The organism is Marinomonas profundimaris (assembly GCF_000508165.1).
Taxonomy (GTDB): Bacteria; Pseudomonadota; Gammaproteobacteria; order Pseudomonadales; family Marinomonadaceae; genus Marinomonas; species Marinomonas profundimaris.
In genome coordinates this window covers 58,555-74,461 of record NZ_AYOZ01000007.1, presented here as the reverse complement: position 1 = coordinate 74,461, position 15,907 = coordinate 58,555, and the positions used below count along the sequence as shown (strand labels likewise).

Genomic DNA, 15,907 nt, shown 5'->3' with positions numbered 1-15,907 from the left:
TCCTTTTTTCAAACTAAGCCTCAATTTTGAGGCTTAGTTCTATTGTCACTGTTTAGCCTTCCTCTCCAGATTTTTGCTAAAATCCCCGTCATGAACACAATAAAATAAAATACACCCGTCCAGAAGTTTTGGTAGGATTCGAAGCAATTCATCACACTCCAAAAGCAGAAAATAGTCATAAATAGATAGCCAATCTCTTTCTCTATTTTTCCAGATCGTATTTCTTTAAACAGCATTTTACCGATGATAATCCAAATGGAAAAATAGAAAAATAAGCCAACAACACCGTAATTCACTAGAGTTTCAATATAAAAATTATGAAGGTGCCCAAATTCTATTTTTATATTTTCTGGTAACCATTCGGTATGATCCATGACTAAAGATTTTCCATTACTTCCCCAACCGAAAATAGGTTTTTCTTTTATAAATTTGGTCGCGGCCACCCAGCTATGCAGCCGAATCCCAAAGCTCGAATAAGGAACATTATCAAAATTTAGCGACGTCACAGCGGAAATGGCTTCTTTCTCGACCATTACGCGACTGGTGATTTTTTCATTTGTTAATATGAAACTGCTGAATAAGGCCAAACCAATCAAAAAGCTTCCTACGATAATAATTTTTTTATTTCTGGAGGATTTTTTAATCTGCTTGATTACTAAATACATTGAAGTGAGCAGTAAGGTGACAATAAGGCCTAGCCAAGCTTGTCGTGATTCATTGACATAAATAACCAATAAGCAGTAGGCAATAAGTAGCGAAACAGGAATGAGTGATATTGTATATTTTTGGTAGAGTGGTTTGGCGAAGCAACACAGGCCGATTAGCACGCTGCCAAAATACAGCGCGGTGTGTTGTGCGTTACGGATACCGAAATCAATGCGATGTCCATTGATGCCCGCTATTATTTCACTAAAGCCTTCTCCAGTTACCCAAGGTGATACAAGAATGCCTGCTGCTGCACTCCCCCAAACTAACCAAATGGCATTTTTACGTTGAGCAACCCACCAAGCTAATGGAATAAATACAAACCAACGGGTTACTTTGTCTAATTTTGGTATGCTTTCTGCCCATTCTGGAGTGACATACTGCGACAGCCCCCAGGAAATAAATTGAAAAATGATAGCGACCCACACAAAGCGAAATAATATGTGGCTGTTAACCTTGCTGCCATATTTATAAAGCCCCCAGAACCCCGTTAATACCGCTATGGTCGATGCAATGCTTGCGGCTTCAGGAAATCCGGTACGTGAAAACGCATAGATAGTTATGCAGATAATTCCTAGGTAAGCAAGCCAAATAGGCTGTTCTTCTGGCGTTCGACGTTTAAAGTATTCAGTAATGTGTGAGGAAGGGAAAGTCATTTTATGCCCAAGGTTATAGGTGGAAACTTTAAAAGGAAAAACTGTGATTATTTCCTAGTATACAAAGACTTAGTCGGTTAGGTATATAAGATATGCAAGATATGAATGGTTTTCTTGAAATATTAAAAAAGGCCATTACTGGAATGGCCTTTTTATTCAGTACGCTGATTTACTTATCTGTACTGGTATCAGGCGCATCCGCTTGTTTGATGCTGTGTAATTCCACAACAAATTTAAGCGCTGCGTTCGCTGGAATAGGACCTGTTCCACCTGGGCCGTAGGCTAGGTCGGATGGGATGTACAGTTCGTATTTAGAGCCAACCGGCATAAGCTGTAGACCTTCGGTCCAACCTGGGATGACGCCGTTAAGTGGGAAGGTAATGGCTTCGCCGCGTTTGTAGGAGCTGTCGAATACGGTGCCGTCGGTTAGGCTGCCTTCGTAGTCAACTTCCACTGTGTCTGTTGCGCTTGGTTTTTCACCTTCGCCCAATGTGATGACTTTATACAGTAAACCAGACTCTGTTTTTTTCACGCCATCTTCGGCTTCTTTTTCCTTTAACCAGGTTGCCGCTGCAGCTTTCGCTTCTTCGGATGCTTTTTCTTCTTCAAGCTGAGCCGCTTTCATTTGTTCTTGTTGGTATGCTTGGATGGTTTGAGTTACTTCATCCATGGTCATTTTGCCTTCTTTTCCAGCAAATGAATCCTGAAAGCCTGCCATGAAGGTGGTCATGTCCAGTTCAGAGAAGTCTTGTGACATACGCGAACCAAACATGGTGCCAATGCTGTAACCAAGGCGTTGTTCTTTAGAGTCCAGTTTAATTGCACTGTCATCTGCGTACGCAAAAGAAACGGAAGATATAACCAGCGCCGCAATAAGCGTTTTTTTCATAACTATTTTTTTCATAAGGAAAGATGTTCCATTATTTGTGGGTTTATCACTGAGTGATCTAAAGCGTTAAGACGGAGTTCGATTCGCATCGTATTTTGATCAGCATTTCATGGGGCGAAAACAAAGCAGGAACAATGATATACGCCTTGTGCTTTGCAAAATCAGATCCGTTGTACCTTTGTAACATAAGTGTTCTAACATAAGGTAGGCTGTTTATGCCAATTTATATGTTTACACGTTACCAAAGCGACCCCTTCACCTGCACACTTTGTTTGAGTTCCAAAAAATAGATTGGTTCCACAAAGCACAAGACGTAGAGCGAGATTAATCTGCGGTGCTCGCGTCAGACAATCGATTTTACAAAAGCATGACAGTGTTTGCTAAAGCGAGTTTTATTGTCTGGCAGTCTTGACGGTTTATTGACTGTCGGCTTATAAGGCCGACCTACAGGTAATTTGTTTTGTGTAGGTCGTGCTTTAGCGCGTCAAGGTTTTTGGTTTGGTGTCATCGGCTTTTTGACGGCCTAAAGGCCGACCTACAAACGCGAAAAGGACGTGTTTTTTTAACTTATTCCCATAAACAACGGAATCAGAATGGGCACCAGTATGCTCATAATAAAACCGCTGGCGATGCAAACAGGAATGATCTGCGCGCCATGGAATTTCCCCAGTATGGGTAAGGTGAAGTCCATCGCCGTGGCGCCAGAATAACCAACGGACATATGGCTGTTCAACCTTGCAAGAAAGGGGATAAGAATAAGGGCGAGAATTTCACGCGCTAGGTCGAGTAAGAACGCGGTGGTGCCCAGTACCGGATCGCCCAAGCCAGTAATCAGAATGCCGGACAAACTGTACCAACCGAAGCCAGAGACAACGGCAAGCCCTTGGTTCCAGTTGAGGCCAAGTATAAGGCTGCCAAGCCAACCGGCGAATAACGTGGTGAAAATCGTCACCAGAGCAATGATAACGCCTTGGGTATTCAAAAAAAGTTTGCGTAGACGATGGTTGCCTTGACGAAGCTGGCAGCCGATTAAAAAGAGCAAAACATACAGCAACCCTGTGACGAGCTCGTCGACGCCAGTGAGCCAATCTTTTGCAAAAAAACCAACGACCACACCACCAATCACCCAAGCCATCGTTTTCACCGCATCCATCAAAGCGTGGTATTTATTGCTGGTGCGGGTTGTTGCTAATGGCTCTGAATGAGTACCACCAAAGCGCAAACCGCTGAAATACAATCCGGCCAGGCTGAGTACACTGATCAATACAAAGAAGACGATGGCTTGATACCCTGCGATTAACATTTTTTCGGCTAAATTATCCAACGCACCCAGGCTGAAACCAATTAAACCTAGAATAAGGTAAACCAATTGTTCTAAGCCTTTCGCAACGCGTGTTGGTGTGAATAATTTGATATTGACCCAGTAACCAAAGAGTAAAGCGATTAATAGTGGGCCGAGAGTCGATAAAATCGTCATGTGTGAATCGTCTTCCTAGACTGTGGATCAATAGTGGTGCGGCATTTTCTCGGTATTTTCCTTTAAATACAAGGTTGGTTTTTTTTAGGTCGCGCCTTTAGGCCGACAAGACGTGATTTGTTGTGAGGAGGTTTGTTGTCGGCATAAATACCGACCTACAGGTGATGGAGTGCAATGTTTTATGATCGGTGGTAAATTGCTCGGCTGTTTCTGAGTGTTTTCTATGGATAGTCGGCGGTGATGCGTGGTTAAGCGTTTTGTAGTATTAAAAGAAGTTCTGCATTTGTTATTTCCTATGGTGTTGACGATGACGTTGGAGTTATCCATTAGCGTGGTCGATACCATTATGCTGGGTCATTACAGTGCGCTGCATCTTGCGGCGGTGGGTTTGGCATCGAGTTTATGGCTGCCCGTTGGTTGCTTTCTGATTGGTGTCACGTTTGGCATTACCCCTTTGGTGACTCGCCATCTACATGGTCGACAACCGAAGTTGGTCAATCTTTATATGTCTCAAGCGATTGGTTTGTCCGTCGTGCTCGGTTTATTGGCGAGCTTGCTGGTGGTTTTCTTATTGCCTTACTTTGCGGGTTTGATGGCCACAGAAGAGGAAACCAGACGCGTTTCTATTTCCTATTTGTACATCTTCGCTCCCGCGCTGCCTATGCTCGCATTGATGACGGCGTACAAAAATTTGTTTGAAGCCGCTGGCCGTCCGGGCTTTCCGTTGTTTGTAGCGAGCTTTGGTTTGGTGCTGAATATCTTGTTTAACTATGTGCTGATTTTCGGCAAGTTTGGCTTTCCGGAAATGGGCGCAAAAGGCGCGGCGTTGGCGTCGTCCTTGTCCTTGTATTTGGCGGTTTCGTTATTTTTCATTTACGATCGATTTTTTAATAAAGCGCCGCTGTTCACGCGCTTGGTCTGGCGTTATACCCGTAAATTTTCGATTCTATTGAATGTCGGCGCGCCAGCCGGGTTTGCCTTCGCGTTTGAGGTGGGGTTGTTTTCCTCCATGACGTGGCTTATTTCGTCGTTTGGCGATTTAGCGCTAGGCGGTGGTCAAATCGTCATGTCTTACACTTCTTTCTTGTTCACGCCAATGATGGCGATGAGTGCCGTGACGGCCATTGTGGTCGCCAAAGCCATGTCGAAAGAAGGGGTAGAAGGCGTTCGAAAACGCATACGCGTCATCGTCATGTTAGGGCTGGGTTATGTGTGTGTATGTTTTACCCTTACTCAACTGTTTCATGATCAAATTCCTTACATTTACAGCAGTAACGAGCAAGTCGTGGCGTTGGCGGCGAGTATCTTATTAATCTCCTCCTGTTACCAGTTGCCCGATATGCTGCAAACCGTGTTTACCGGTGCATTACGAGGCTTTCGTGATACGCGCTCTTCGATGATCGCCTTTGGCGTGTCTTTGTTTGGCCTCAGTATTCCACTCGGTTTCTGGTTGTCCCATTACAGCCCGTGGTCTGAAAGCTTGTCTTTGCGCGGTTTTTACATCGGCTTGGGAGCAGGGTTAAGTTTGCTGGCGCTGATTCTAATACTGCGTTTCCGCGCCGTCGTGCGTCGATACGAAGGCAAGCGAATTGCCTCGCCAAGGGAAGTGGCGTAGGTTTAATGGTTCTAGAGCGTTTTAACTGTCGAGCATTTTCTCGCCAGTAAAAAAGCTCTTTAAACCTACTGCCTAAACTGCCATTGTGGTAAGCCGAGCTCTGGATGAGGTAAGCGGATCAAATCCGCTCGATAAGTGGTTTCAATGCGTTCGCTTTGCTCAAGCGCTTCTGGTTTACCATTAAAGACCACTTTACCTTGCTCTAAAAGAACCAAGTTATCGCCGTAAAGCGAGGCGAGGTTGATGTCGTGCAAGATACAGAAAACCCCCAGCCCTTGTTCAGCCAGTTTTTTCAGTAACCTCAAGACTCGCTGTTGCTGATGCAAGTCTAAGGCTGATATTGGTTCATCCAATAATAAATATTTCCCCTCTTTTGATGCTTTGTCCGCGAACAGTTGTACCAAGACTCTGGCCAATTGAATGCGTTGTTGTTCGCCACCGGAAAGGCTCGCGTAATGGCGTTCTTGAGTATTCCCCATTCCGACATCGTCCAATGTGTCAGAAATCAACTTCATGGCTTCTGCTTCTCTGAGCTTCCACGGAGCAAGACCGAGAGAGACTACTTCGCTGACGGTTAAGGCAAAAGGCATGTGAATTTGTTGAGTCAGCACCGCGCGCTTTTTAGCGAGATCGGCCAGCGACCAATCTGCCAATGGTTTTTGATCCAGTTCAATGTGACCTGAGTTGGGCTGAAGCGCCCCCGAACAGCATTTTAATAAGGTGGATTTCCCCGCGCCATTCGGGCCCAGAATAATCGTTAATTCTCCTGGCTTTATGTTCAAAGAGACCTTGTCTAGTAAGTGTTTTCCAGACCGGATAAGCGTAACTTCACAGACATTTAACATTAGCTGGTTTCTCGAATATTTTTCAGAAGTAGCCACAAAAAGAATGGCCCGCCAAGCAAGCTTGTGACTAAGCCGACCGGCAATTCAGCGGGTATGACCAAGAGTCGAGCGAAGGTATCGGCGCCGGTTAATAAACTCGCACCAAGTAACGCAGAGCACGGAATGACGATTCGATTGTCTGCACCAAAGAGCATTCGAACCAAATGAGGCACCATAAGCCCAATAAAGCCAATCAGTCCTGTAAACGCCACCGTCACGCCAACACATAACGCGACAACGGCGATCAATTTCACCTTAAACTTTTCCACATCCAAGCCAAGGTAGCGCGCTTCTTCTTCGCCTAATAAAAGCAAGTTGAGGTTTTTCGATTGTCGCCAAGCATAACAAAGTAAAGGCAATAAAATGCTGGCGACAACCGCGACTTGCTCCCATCTTGCACCACCCAAATTGCCCATGGCCCAAAAGGTTAAAGCTCTGAGTTGTTCGTCATTGCTCACATACGTCAGCAATCCCGTTGCGGAGCCTGATAACGCATTGATCGCAATCCCAGCCAGCAGCAAATGCAATACCGACACTTGGCCTTTGTGCTTTGATAATTGGAAAATCAACCAGCAGGTTAATACGGCGCCGAAAAAGGCCGCCGCGCTTTGCATATAGGATTGAGCCCAAAGTGGCAGATTCCCCGCTATGGGATTAAGAACAATCAAGATGCCAACAAAAACGGACGCGCCAGAAGACACCCCAAGCAAGCCAGGGTCCGCCAAAGGATTTCGAAATAACGCCTGCATCAAGGCACCAGACACCGCCAACGCGGCGCCAACCAAGATCGCCATGAGCAATCTTGGCAGACGAACCGTCATGAGTATTTGTCGGTCAATATCGTTGATGGAAGACAGCAGTACCTTTTGCCACGAAATCGAATACGCACCTTGGGTCAAAGCAAACAGAGCGATGATCAATAAAAAAACGGTGAGAATCGGATACGGAATACGAGCGTAAAAGGTGTGTTTCATGGCGCCCAGCTTTCCAGTTTTTTATGCAGAGTCTGGATGGCTTGAGGTGTTCTTGGTCCTAACCCCAATGCCAACAACGCATCCAATGGCACAAGGCGATGGTTTTTCCCTGCTGGTGTCGTGGCGATGCCAGGTAAACTCCAAATCGACTTGTCTCCCGCACGATCCAGTCCTTGCTGCGTGACGACAATTGCATCGGGCTGCGCCAGTAACAGCGCTTCTGGCGTGAGGGCCTTGTAGCCATTAATGGCTTCAACGGCATTGACGGCGCCAGCCATTTTGAACAGCGCATCGGGCGCTGTGCCTTTGCCCGCTACCATAGGCGCGCCGCCCATTTGCAAGACAAAAAGTAAGCGTGGTGGGCGTTGAGCCCAAGTACTCGGCGTTTTCAGTTGGCGAAAGGCTTGCTCAATGTCCTGAGTAATTTGGCGACCTTTTTCCTCTTGATGTAAGGCGCTGGCCACTTGAGTCACCTTGTCCAAAATACCTTGTTTGGAATCCGGAGCCGCAATGGTCACCAGTTCTATTCCCGCATCTTTCAATTGTTGCAACACTTTGGCTGGTCCAGCCGCTGGTGTAATCAGTAGCGTTTCTGGGTGAACACTTAGAACGCCTTCTGACGACAATGTGCGTTGATAACCCACTTTAGGCGTATTCAGTGCCGCGTCTGGGTAAATACTACTGGTATCGCTGGCAACGATTTGTTGTTCTGCACCCAATAAATACACAATTTCTGTGACGGTGCCGCCAATGCTCACAACGCGTTGAGCCAGACTTTGTCCACTTATTGTCAGACTAAGCGCGATCAGCGTTGATACTGCAAGAGAATGATATCGCATGTTATTTCTGCTCCTTCGACGCGTTTGAATTCAAAGCTGATTGAGTCTCTGGTATTTGCTTGTTGATGACTCGTTCTACAATATCGGACCATAGTGGCAGTTCCGGATTGCCCGGCTTACGCTTACCAAATAAAGTCAGAATGGATTCGCCTTTGCTGTTAAACGCTTCAATCGAGGTAATAATGCCATCGTTGCTCGGGCGTTTAATGGCCCAAACGTCTGCAATCAAATCCACGCGTAAATGCAAATTGAACGCAGGGTCGAGCACATTAAACCAAGGCCCTTTTATCAAGAGACGATTGACTTCGCCGCTGAATATTTGAATACAACCTTTGTTGCCAACAAACACCATGATGTTGCAATGGCACTCTTTCGCAAAAGTAATGGCGTTGGCCACACTGTCTTTATCCAGCTTTGTGGCCCATTGTTCACCAATTTGAGTCAAGGCTTGCGTACGAGAAAGTCCGTGTCTTTTTAGCATGCCGTGATATTGATGAACGTCTTTTAAATCGGCCCATTCTTGAGAAAAAAGCGCATGATCAAAGCCTTCAGGCGTGGTGTCTGCAGAGGGGGACTGTTCGTCTAGTGGTAAAAAATTAGGAATGGCGGGCGTCGTGTCCCGAAACGTAGAAATTAACGCGTCCCATTTTTCAGCGGTTGTGTTTTCTGTGCGATACACCTTGTGGACGGCTAATCCATTCGCGTTGAAAAATTGGATACTGTGGCGACCATTTTCAATCACATGGTACGCACTGTGCCATTGCGCAATAAAAAGGCGTAGGTCAATGTCGTCGGACAACACAAGTCCGGTGCCGCTTTTTTCCATGAAACTGAATGTTTGGTATGTGCCCGTGGTTTCGTGAACGGCTTCATCGTTGCGGGTAATGGTCATGACTTCCCCAACGGTTTCTAGCTGAGCCAACACGTCTTGAAAAGGCGGCTTGATCGCCCACGTATCGACGCCTTGTCGGCAAGCGACTAAATCGCCTTCGGTTATATTAAGTTGCTTGGCGAGCTCGCGGGCTCTTGGAATTTCGCCCGATGACAGCGCGTCTAGGTAACGAGAATAATCGGCATGCGGCGTTGGGTAGGTAATAGTTGAAAATTGAGTCATGTGGGTTCTCCATAAGCAAAGCAAGAAAAGACAATGTGCTTTTCTTGCTTTGTGGTTAGTATTCTTAAAAAATTAAAATCGATTAAAAGGCAAGCGTGACATCCACACCATAATTGCGACCTGTGCGTGTGTAACGATTCAGGTTTGTGCTGGTGTTGGTGATGTTTCGAATATCATTCCAATTCGAGTACTTTTCATCGGTTAGATTAAAGAGACCTGCATTGATCGTGAGGTTGTCTGTTGGCTTGTAGTACGCCGTTAAGTCGACAAGGTTGTAGTCTGACGTTGAAAGCCAATGGTTGCTGCTTGTTATGTCTTTTTCGTCTTTTCCTGCCGCCCAAATAAAGTTGAGCTTTCCGCCCCATTGCATGGATGGCGCATCATAGCCAAGTCCGACAACGGCGCTCAGCGGAGAAATACTGTCTAATGGCTCGTCATCTTCTAAATTGTCTCCTTCCGTGTAGGCGACCGCGCCATTTAATACCCAACCATCACCAAGCGCATGAATGCTTTTAGATAAATCGATATTTCCTTTAAATTCCACCCCTTTAATAACGACATGGTTTAAGTTCTCATTGGTAAATTCACCAGAGTTATAGGTCGCGGAAGCCCCCAGTGAAACTTGTTCTATAAAGTTTTTATAGTCGTTATAAAACGCAACTAATTCGGCCGAGCCATAGGCATTTTGCGTTCGTATTCCTGTTTCAATAAATTTACTGGTTTCTGGATCTAGGTCTGGGTTTGGTTTGATTCTATAAGCGTAACCTGTGCCTGAGTTCTCAAAGTAGTAATACAGTTCATCTAGATTGGGTGCTCTAAAGCCAGTCCCGAATTTACCGAACAGTGTGTAGTTTGCTGATAAATCAAAATCAAATCCAAGCTGTGCCGTTATAGCTTCGTTTTGGTTATTCCCCCACGATTCGATGTATTCATCGCCCTTTGTTGTGTATTTATAATTGTCGTAACGTATCGCCGGAACGAGGGTTAGGTCATCGCTAACGGCCCAGTTGTCTTCGACATACAGGCCGAGAATATTGGCGTCTGCCACCGGTGAAAAACGAGATGCGCTGGTCACGCCTGCGACCGTATTCTTATTTAAGTTTTCTAATGATTTCTCGTCGTAATTGAAGCCGTAGCGAATTTGATGCGCGTTAACTTGTTTGACTAAGTCTGCTTTTAAGCTGGTGGCTTCTTCGTCATAGAATCGATCAACGATACGGTTAGTGGCTGAGCGATATGTTTTATTGGTGGTTTTAGTGTCTTGGTAATCAAGCTGCCATTTTAGGCGGTCATATAGCGCATTCGCTTGGGTGTTTTCATGGAAAAAGCCGATACGACGACGGACACTTTCGTCATCGGAGCTGTGTTCGTCAGTGGAGGAGCTTTCTGAGAATAAAACGGATTCAGACGTGCTGTGGAAGTATTCACCAACCAATCCAATTTTGTTGGTGTCGTTTACTTGCACCTGAACTTTGGCCAGTACATTGTTTGAACCGTTATCTGAAGGATCAACGGATCCTCTTGTTGCCCCAACGGTGGTATCGGAACCGGCATCGCCGCTGTGGTTTTCTGTTTCGTGACTGTCGCGGTTTGTGAGCACCAATAAGGATTCGACTTTATCGGTACGGTTAGCCGCCGTTATTGTTTCACTGTATTCGTCTGATGCACTTTTATAACCTGCTTTTAGAGAGACATATGTGTCGTTGCCAGTTGGTTCTAAAAATGAACTGGGTTCTTTGGTTTTGTATTTGACAACGCCACCGAGCGCGCCGCTTCCTTCAATGACATCGCCACCTTTTATAATATCGACAGATTCTAGAGAGTCCATGTCGACGGCGTTGCGGCCTGTTCTTAAGTAGGTAGACGTTGGGCCATAAGCATCTGCTTGGGTGACGCCGTCGACCGTAATTCTGACTCTGTCTCCGTCTAGTCCTCGTATATTAATACTACTGATGCCAAAGCGTGAATCCTGACTTGCTTCAACACCGGGTTCATAGCGTAATAAATCATCTAAATTCTTCGTTAAATTCTTTTCTATGTCCTCATTATTAATGCGTGAAGAGACACTGCCAATTTTTTGTATGTCTGTTACGACTGCATTGGCTTCAATTGTCACCGTATCGAGTTGGTGTTCTTCTTCAGTCGTTTCTTCTGCGAAGACTGGAGCGGCCGCCATTAGAATTGAGGCAGCAATGAAAGTGAGAGGGACATTTAGAGATGCTTTCTTCATGATTGGTTCTCATCGAGTTATTAAGTAAATCCTGACTTTTAAAAGCCATCCTTGATGAGAACGATTATCACAATTACTTATATATTAACGCAAATGAGATTCATTAACATTTGTTAATGTTACTTCATCTTTCTTAAGGTTTCCGTTAAATCAAACTATTGCCACTTATATGGAATATTAATGTCTGGGAAGTCCAGTCGCCGGTGAGGAAGTTTGTTTTGCGTTTTTCGAGGTGTTCGATAGCAGAAAGGTTGAGCGCTGAGTGAAGAGGGCGTTGGCACCCAGCGGGGGATTTTTTATTTGCTCCGAAATCGTTCGCATTGCTCAATTAAAGCGTCGATGTTCATGTGCTGTTCTGTGCTGTCGGCGAGCCGGTCTATCTCACGGTTGCGGTGTTGGTCGTAATCGAAGTGGTCACCTTGTGTTACGCCCGCCCAGTTTAGTAAGGTGTTTAGTGCTTCTGGGTGATCAAATACGCCGTGCAGATACGTGCCAATGATGTTGTTGTCTGGTGAGATGAAGCCTTCTTTTTCACCGTTTTCTAACGTGGCGAAATGGCTTTCAGGCGAGAAGAACCTAGAAACGCCGGAGTGGATTTCGTAGCCTGTTAGTTTGGCTGTTTCTCCGTTAAAGTCCAGTTGGCCTTGGCGCTGTTTGAGCTGTTTGTCTTTTTCTAATACGGTTTCCATCGGAATAAAGCCAAAGCCAGACGATTGCGTGTTGGCGTGCTGGTTTTCCAATCCTAATGGATCGAGTAATTGCTCACCCAACATTTGAAAGCCACCGCAAATTCCGATGATTTTCCCGCCGTATCGCAAGTGTTTGTTTAAGTAGTCTTCCCAGCCTTCTTGACGCAAAAACGCGAGGTCACTTTGCACACTTTTGCTGCCTGGTAAAATCACCAAGTCGGCGGGTGGAATGGTTTCGTTCGCGCCAACCAACGTGACTTGTACATTTGGGTGAAGGCGTAAAGCGTCCCAATCGGTGTGATTACTGGTGCGCGGCATGATGGGAATGACAACATTGAGTTGCGTGTCGGCGCTGTTTTTCTGTGGACTTTTTGCCACGGCGTCTTCGGATTCAAGGTGAAAGCCTTTTAGATAAGGCAACACCCCAAGAACGGGTTTTCCTGTGCGCTCTTCTAGCCAATCTAAGCCAGATTGCAGCAAGCTAATCTCGCCACGAAAGCGATTAATTACAAAGCCAATCACGCGATCTTGTTCGCTCTGACTGAGCAAATCCAACGTACCGACAAGGTGAGCGAACACACCGCCTTTGTCGATGTCAGCGATGATAATAACAGGGCAATCGATGCTTTCGGCAAACCCCATATTGGCAATGTCACGAGCACGTAAATTGATTTCGGCTGGGCTGCCAGCGCCTTCAATAAGAACGGCGTTGTATTGTTCGGCAAGGCGATGATACGAATCCAACGCGGCCAGTTTGGCGACACTTTTGTATTCGTGATAACCGACAGCGTTCATGTTGCCAATGGCTTTGCCTTGAATAATGACTTGCGCGCCCGTGTCCGTATTCGGCTTCAATAAAATCGGGTTCATGTCGACATGCGGTTCCAACCCTGCGGCATAGGCTTGAACGGCTTGCGCGCGACCGATCTCGTTGCCGTCGTTTGTGACGGCGCTGTTTAAGGCCATGTTTTGTGGCTTAAAAGGCGCGACCTGAATGCCTCGTCGGACAAATAAACGGCACAAAGCCGTGACTAAGGTACTTTTTCCTGCGTCCGAGGTAGTGCCTTGGACCATTAAACTAAAAGCTGGCATTCAGGTTCATCACGCTTTAAATCAATAAGATGCTAGAATTCTACCTCATTGCCCACTTAGTGAAAAACGACCTATATTCATGATCACTTCAATTTTTGACTTTTTATCGTCGACGAGTCTTATGTTATTCGCGGCGTTACTGTTGGACCGCGTATTGGGCGAGCCGAAAAGCTGGCATCCGCTGATTTGGTTTGGCCGCTGGGTGGATCTTTGTCGCCACTATATTCAGTTGCCTGTGACGGCAGATCCATCACGTCAGCGTTTTGTTGGCCTGCTGGCGTGGCTGGTGGCTGTCGTGCCTTGGTTGCTGACTCTATTGGCGTTGTTATGGTTGTTGCCAAATTGGCTTGGGACAGTCGTGTCTGTCATCGTGCTGTATTTTGCGATTGGTTGGCAGAGTTTACGAGAGCATGCTTTGGCGATTTATACGCCTTTATCGGAGGCGCCACTCACGCCAGAAAAACTCGACGAAGCGCGTCTCGCGGTGAGTTATATCGTCAGTCGTGATACGCAAAATCTAGACGAATCGGCGGTGGCAAAAGCGGGCATTGAGTCCGTGTTAGAAAACGGCAGTGACGCGATTTTTGCGCCGATTTTTTGGTTCCTCATTCTTGGTGCGCCGGGTGCGCTTTTGTATCGATTGGCGAATACTTTGGACGCCATGTGGGGCTACAAAACCGAGTCGTTGTTGCATTTTGGCTGGTTTGCTGCGCGGTTTGACGATGCGCTGAATTACCTTCCTGCGCGATTGGTGGTCTATACGTATGCGATTTGTGGACGCTGGCACGCGGCCATTCGCAGCGCTCGACACCCTTCTGCGCGCTGGAAAAGCCCAAATGCCGGCCCTGTGATGGCGGCTGGTGCTGGCGCATTAGGGGTGAAATTAGGTGGCGAAGCACCGTATTTTGGAAAAATAGAAACCAGACCCATTCTTGGTGAAGAAGAGGGCGAAACGCCGCTGCCTCATCATTTGAAAAAGGCGATCGTGCTGGTGGATAAAAGTGTGTATTTATGGGGATTGGTCATATGTCTGTTGGTTTAATACCTTCCGAACGAACGTCTAGATTAGTGTTAGAACCGCCCAAGCACGGTGGTGATTTGGCGTACTGGCAACGCAAAGTGGGTAACGATGCATTGAGTTGGTTGGATTTATCCTCCGCGTGCAATCGTGAACCTTGGCCGGTTCCTACTATGGCAGCGTCTTTGTGGATGGACTTGCCGGATCAAGTCGCGTTACTTGATATGGCAGAACAGTATTATGCCTGCCGTCCTAGTGTGATTGGTGCGGGTTCACAGCATATTATTGAGTCGTTACCCATTCTGCTTCGTGAGTTGAAGACACTAAGCGATTCTCGTGTTTTTGTGCCTCGCATTGGTTATCAAGAACACGCGTTTGCTTGGCAGAAGTGGGGTTTTGAGCTGTTTTTTTATGACGCCGTGGAAGAACTGCTTGAGCAGAATTTTGCGGTCGCCGTGGTCATTCACCCTAATAATCCAACGGGAGAGTGGGCGTCAGCGTCTACCTTGTCGGCGTTGATTGACCACGCGGAAAAACAAGGCGCGAGCTTGGTGATTGACGAAGCCTTTATTGATCCTTGCCCTGAGCGAAGTGTATTAACGGGCGTAACGCCATCTCATTGGCCTGAGTCTCTGTTTGTCCTTCGGTCGGTAGGGAAATTTTTTGGTTTGGCGGGCGCGCGTGTTGGTTTCGCTTTTTGTGCGGCGAAATGGCAACACGCATTAAGCAATTTATTAGGGCCTTGGCCTGTGGCAACGCCAAGTTTGCATCTTGTGAGTTTGGCCTTTGCGGATAAAGCATGGCAAGTGCAAGCCATGCAGTCTTTACAGCAGCGACAAGCTGCGTTTGTCGAGCGCGTGATGCCAAAATTCAACACCATTTTTGATTCCCAAGACAGCGTGCTGAATCCTTTGTTTGTGACTTGGACGCTAGACAGTGACGAATACGCTGCGCAAGTGTTTGAAATGTTGCATCAAGTGGGCATTCATACTCGCTTGGGCGAAGGGTGGATTCGAGTCGCGCTACCCGCGATGGCGGAAATGGATGCGCTAAACAGCGCGCTGATTCGCTTGTTGAAAAGCGCAGGCGGCCAAACTCAAGGTGGTTATTCACGAGGAGAGCTCGCATGAAGCATCTCGTATTAGGCGGCGTTCGCAGTGGTAAAAGTGCCTTTGCCCAAGAGCAAGTCGCCGCCTCTGGCAAACCGGTTTGTTATATCGCGACATCTCAAGTGTGGGATGACGAGATGGAAAAACGCGTGCAACAGCACAAAGACAATCGCCCTCAAGAATGGCAACTAATAGAAGAACCCTTGGCGTTGGCGGCTGTGCTAAATGGTGTAAACTCGCCTAATCAAGCCGTGATCGTAGAGTGTTTTACCTTGTGGCTAACCAACCTGCTTTGCCTAGAAGATGAAGCGCGATTGCAGCAGGAAAAAGCCGCATTATTGCTGGCGGTTGAGCAGTTTCAAGGCGACTTGGTCTTGGTTTCCAGCGAAGTTGGGTTGGGTATTATGCCGATGAACGCGCTGGCTCGACGCTTTGGCGACGAAGCTGGGGCAATGAATCAAGCGCTGGCTAAATTGACCGATCGGGTAACTTTTGTTGCGGCGGGACTGCCTATGCCGTTAAAATCCTAACCCTTCTAGTGTCATTCACTGTATTTGATAATAATCTGCTTCTGATTAAAGGCAGAATGGTCTTAAATTGAAACAGAATTGAAATA

13 protein-coding genes are annotated in these 15,907 nt (G+C 46.6%); 4 read left to right on the top strand and 9 right to left on the bottom strand.

Features of this window, described 5'->3' with window-relative positions; genetic code table 11:
- Positions 1 to 20: 20 nt before the first annotated feature.
- The 3 genes from D104_RS24580 to D104_RS24570 all read right to left on the bottom strand — a co-directional run bounded on the left by D104_RS24580 (position 21) and on the right by D104_RS24570 (position 3,727).
- Positions 21 to 1,361: an O-antigen ligase family protein gene (locus D104_RS24580; protein ID WP_024023302.1), complete on the bottom strand. Its 1,341-nt coding sequence runs from the start codon at positions 1,359 to 1,361 to the stop codon at positions 21 to 23.
- A 169-nt stretch (positions 1,362 to 1,530) separates the two neighbouring features.
- Positions 1,531 to 2,265, bottom strand: coding sequence for an FKBP-type peptidyl-prolyl cis-trans isomerase (locus D104_RS24575; RefSeq protein WP_024023301.1), 735 nt, complete (start codon positions 2,263 to 2,265; stop codon positions 1,531 to 1,533).
- Positions 2,266 to 2,812: 547 nt separating this feature from the next.
- Entirely contained in the window at positions 2,813 to 3,727 is a 915-nt protein-coding gene (locus D104_RS24570) for a lysine exporter LysO family protein (RefSeq protein ID WP_024023300.1), read from the bottom strand.
- A 244-nt stretch (positions 3,728 to 3,971) separates the two neighbouring features.
- Here D104_RS24570 and D104_RS24565 point away from each other — a divergent pair, with 244 nt between their 5' ends.
- Positions 3,972 to 5,342: an MATE family efflux transporter gene (locus D104_RS24565; RefSeq protein WP_024023299.1), complete on the top strand. Its 1,371-nt coding sequence runs from the start codon at positions 3,972 to 3,974 to the stop codon at positions 5,340 to 5,342.
- A 65-nt stretch (positions 5,343 to 5,407) separates the two neighbouring features.
- Here the strand turns inward: D104_RS24565 and D104_RS24560 are convergent, their stop codons facing one another.
- The 6 genes from D104_RS24560 to D104_RS24535 form a co-directional block, all read right to left on the bottom strand.
- On the bottom strand, positions 5,408 to 6,187 hold the full coding sequence (locus D104_RS24560) for a heme ABC transporter ATP-binding protein (RefSeq protein WP_024023298.1): 780 nt from the start codon (positions 6,185 to 6,187) through the stop codon (positions 5,408 to 5,410).
- Positions 6,187 to 7,200 carry a FecCD family ABC transporter permease gene (locus D104_RS24555; protein ID WP_024023297.1) on the bottom strand — a complete coding sequence of 338 codons (1,014 nt, stop codon included), beginning with the start codon at positions 7,198 to 7,200 and terminating at the stop codon, positions 6,187 to 6,189. The genes D104_RS24560 and D104_RS24555 overlap by 1 nt, the downstream gene beginning before the upstream one ends.
- Positions 7,197 to 8,039, bottom strand: a complete 843-nt coding sequence (locus D104_RS24550) for a heme/hemin ABC transporter substrate-binding protein (RefSeq protein ID WP_024023296.1) — start codon at positions 8,037 to 8,039, stop codon at positions 7,197 to 7,199. Before D104_RS24550 ends, D104_RS24555 begins: the two co-directional genes overlap by 4 nt.
- Position 8,040: 1 nt before the next feature.
- Complete coding sequence (locus D104_RS24545) at positions 8,041 to 9,153, bottom strand: hemin-degrading factor (protein WP_024023295.1); 1,113 nt, start codon at positions 9,151 to 9,153, stop codon at positions 8,041 to 8,043.
- An 82-nt stretch (positions 9,154 to 9,235) separates the two neighbouring features.
- Positions 9,236 to 11,383, bottom strand: a complete 2,148-nt coding sequence (locus tag D104_RS24540; protein ID WP_024023294.1) for a TonB-dependent hemoglobin/transferrin/lactoferrin family receptor — start codon at positions 11,381 to 11,383, stop codon at positions 9,236 to 9,238.
- A gap of 296 nt (positions 11,384 to 11,679) precedes the next feature.
- On the bottom strand, positions 11,680 to 13,164 hold the full coding sequence (locus D104_RS24535) for a cobyric acid synthase (RefSeq protein WP_024023293.1): 1,485 nt from the start codon (positions 13,162 to 13,164) through the stop codon (positions 11,680 to 11,682).
- A 79-nt stretch (positions 13,165 to 13,243) separates the two neighbouring features.
- Here D104_RS24535 and cbiB point away from each other — a divergent pair, with 79 nt between their 5' ends.
- Genes cbiB through cobU form a run of 3 tightly spaced genes read left to right on the top strand, consistent with a single transcriptional unit; the run spans position 13,244 to position 15,821 of the window.
- A complete protein-coding gene (gene cbiB / locus D104_RS24530; RefSeq protein ID WP_024023292.1) occupies positions 13,244 to 14,206 on the top strand; it encodes an adenosylcobinamide-phosphate synthase CbiB in 963 nt (320 codons plus the stop codon).
- Positions 14,191 to 15,312 carry an aminotransferase class I/II-fold pyridoxal phosphate-dependent enzyme gene (locus D104_RS24525; RefSeq protein ID WP_024023291.1) on the top strand — a complete coding sequence of 374 codons (1,122 nt, stop codon included), beginning with the start codon at positions 14,191 to 14,193 and terminating at the stop codon, positions 15,310 to 15,312. Before cbiB ends, D104_RS24525 begins: the two co-directional genes overlap by 16 nt.
- Positions 15,309 to 15,821, top strand: a complete 513-nt coding sequence (cobU, locus tag D104_RS24520) for a bifunctional adenosylcobinamide kinase/adenosylcobinamide-phosphate guanylyltransferase (protein ID WP_024023290.1) — start codon at positions 15,309 to 15,311, stop codon at positions 15,819 to 15,821. The genes D104_RS24525 and cobU overlap by 4 nt, the downstream gene beginning before the upstream one ends.
- The last annotated feature ends 86 nt before the right edge of the window (positions 15,822 to 15,907 follow it).

What these genes read in the sequence shown, in the direction of transcription:
- D104_RS24575 (WP_024023301.1), bottom strand. Translation starts at nt 2,265, where the DNA reads ATGAAAAAAATAGTTATGAAAAAAACGCTTATTGCGGCGCTGGTTATA.
- D104_RS24555 (WP_024023297.1), bottom strand. Translation starts at nt 7,200, where the DNA reads ATGAAACACACCTTTTACGCTCGTATTCCGTATCCGATTCTCACCGTT.
- D104_RS24545 (WP_024023295.1), bottom strand. Translation starts at nt 9,153, where the DNA reads ATGACTCAATTTTCAACTATTACCTACCCAACGCCGCATGCCGATTAT.
- D104_RS24540 (WP_024023294.1), bottom strand. Translation starts at nt 11,383, where the DNA reads ATGAAGAAAGCATCTCTAAATGTCCCTCTCACTTTCATTGCTGCCTCA.
- cobU (WP_024023290.1), top strand. Translation starts at nt 15,309, where the DNA reads ATGAAGCATCTCGTATTAGGCGGCGTTCGCAGTGGTAAAAGTGCCTTT.
- D104_RS24580 (WP_024023302.1), bottom strand. Translation starts at nt 1,361, where the DNA reads ATGACTTTCCCTTCCTCACACATTACTGAATACTTTAAACGTCGAACG.
- D104_RS24560 (WP_024023298.1), bottom strand. Translation starts at nt 6,187, where the DNA reads ATGTTAAATGTCTGTGAAGTTACGCTTATCCGGTCTGGAAAACACTTA.
- D104_RS24570 (WP_024023300.1), bottom strand. Translation starts at nt 3,727, where the DNA reads ATGACGATTTTATCGACTCTCGGCCCACTATTAATCGCTTTACTCTTT.
- cbiB (WP_024023292.1), top strand. Translation starts at nt 13,244, where the DNA reads ATGATCACTTCAATTTTTGACTTTTTATCGTCGACGAGTCTTATGTTA.
- D104_RS24535 (WP_024023293.1), bottom strand. Translation starts at nt 13,164, where the DNA reads ATGCCAGCTTTTAGTTTAATGGTCCAAGGCACTACCTCGGACGCAGGA.
- D104_RS24550 (WP_024023296.1), bottom strand. Translation starts at nt 8,039, where the DNA reads ATGCGATATCATTCTCTTGCAGTATCAACGCTGATCGCGCTTAGTCTG.
- D104_RS24525 (WP_024023291.1), top strand. Translation starts at nt 14,191, where the DNA reads ATGTCTGTTGGTTTAATACCTTCCGAACGAACGTCTAGATTAGTGTTA.